This window comes from Mycobacterium sp. SP-6446, assembly GCF_001954045.1.
Classification (GTDB): Bacteria; Actinomycetota; Actinomycetes; order Mycobacteriales; family Mycobacteriaceae; genus Mycobacterium.
Genome location: NZ_MBEM01000023.1, coordinates 1 through 833, shown reverse-complemented (window position 1 = coordinate 833; position 833 = coordinate 1). Strand labels below are relative to the sequence as shown.

Here is an 833-nt window from a genome sequence, read left to right as displayed (position 1 = left end):
TTCCGGCCGCACAACCTGCCGTTCGTGATGCTCGGCGCCGGGTTGCTGTGGTTCGGCTGGTTCGGGTTCAACGCCGGGTCGGCGACCAGCTCGAACGGCGCCGCCGGATCGACGTTCATGACCACCACGGTCGCCACGGCCACCGCCATGCTCGGCTGGCTGCTGACCGAGCGCGTCCGCGACGGGAAGCCCACGACGCTGGGCGCGGCGTCGGGCATCGTCGCCGGGCTGGTTGCCATCACCCCGTCGTGCTCGTCGGTCAACATCCTGGGCGCGATCGTGGTCGGCGCGGTGGCCGGCGTCGTCTGCGCGCTGGCGGTCGGGCTGAAGTTCCGGTTGGGCTTCGACGACTCGCTCGACGTGGTCGGGGTGCACCTCGTCGGCGGTTTGGCGGGCACACTGCTGGTCGGCCTGCTCGCCGCGCCGGAGAGCCCGGCGATCAACGGCGTGGCCGGGGTATCGAAGGGGCTGTTCTACGGCGGCGGCTGGGCGCAGCTGGAACGGCAGGCGGTCGGCGCGTTCTCCGTCCTGTTCTACTCCGGCATCGTTACGCTCATCCTGGCCCTGATCCTGAAGTACACCATCGGGTTGCGCCTCAACCCCGAGGCGGAATCCTCGGGTATCGACGAGGCCGAGCACGCGGAGAGCGGCTACGATTTTGGAGTGATCGGCGGCCAGGGGTCTGGGCTTACGACACGAACTGCGCTGGACGACCGTAACGGTGCGGAGGAGCGGGTGGACGAGAAAGTGGAGGCAGAGCACGCATGAAGCTGATCACCGCGATCGTAAAGCCGTTCACCCTCGATGACGTCAAGACCACCCTCGAGGAGGCG

General features: G+C 68.4%; 2 pseudogenes. Both read left to right on the top strand.

The annotated features are described in order from the left end of the window. Positions 1-768 (top strand): annotated as a pseudogene (locus A5736_RS01795) (ammonium transporter); the annotation flags it as partial. After that, a pseudogene (locus A5736_RS25795) lies at positions 765-833 on the top strand (P-II family nitrogen regulator); the annotation flags it as partial. The pseudogenes A5736_RS01795 and A5736_RS25795, both read left to right, overlap by 4 nt.